Genomic DNA, 687 nt, shown 5'->3' with positions numbered 1-687 from the left:
GCTTTGCGGATGTCGATGTGGCAGTAGCCGTTGGGGTTTTTAATCAGGTAGTCCTGATGGTATTCCTCGGCGTCGTAGAAGTTTTTCAGCGGCTCGTTTTCGACGACGAGGGGCTGCTTGTATTTTTGCTGCTCGCGTTTGAGGGCGGCGGCAATGACGGCTTTTTCGGCGGGGTCGGTGTAGTACACGCCGCTGCGGTATTGCGTGCCGGTGTCGTTGCCTTGTTTGTTGAGGCTGGTCGGGTCAACGACGCGGAAATAGTATTGCAGGATGTCGTCGAGGCTGAGTTTGTCGGCATCGTAGGTGACTTTGACGGTCTCGGCATGGCCCGTGTCGCGGTAGGATACGTCTTCGTAGCTCGGGTTTTGCGTTTTACCGTTGGCGTAGCCGGATACGGCGTCAACCACGCCGTCTATGCGTTGGAAATAGGCTTCCAAGCCCCAGAAGCAGCCGCCCGCGAGATAGATGGTGCGCGTGTTCATGATTTTTGAATCCTTTTTCTGTGTGTCGGGTTTGTAGAACGCGTTTTTCAGACGGCCTAAATCGGCATTCGGGTCGCGGATTAACGCCAATGCCTGCGCTTCGTTGATGCTGCCTTTGACGATGCGCTGTACGTCGCCGTCTTTACCGATTAACGCCCACGAAGGGTAAACGCTGATATTCAGGCTTTGGGCGATGGTGCCGCCG

At 55.6% G+C, this 687-nt stretch carries 1 protein-coding gene; it reads right to left on the bottom strand.

The window, feature by feature from the left end; all coding sequences use genetic code 11:
• A partial coding sequence (msrA, locus tag ACTHUR_RS14475; protein WP_440399269.1) for a peptide-methionine (S)-S-oxide reductase MsrA occupies positions 1 to 687 on the bottom strand: 687 nt, incomplete at both ends.

This window comes from Neisseria sp. P0021.S007 (genome assembly GCF_051956855.1).
Note: the sequence above shows the minus strand (reverse complement) of the source record. Positions and strands in the feature narration are given on the sequence as shown.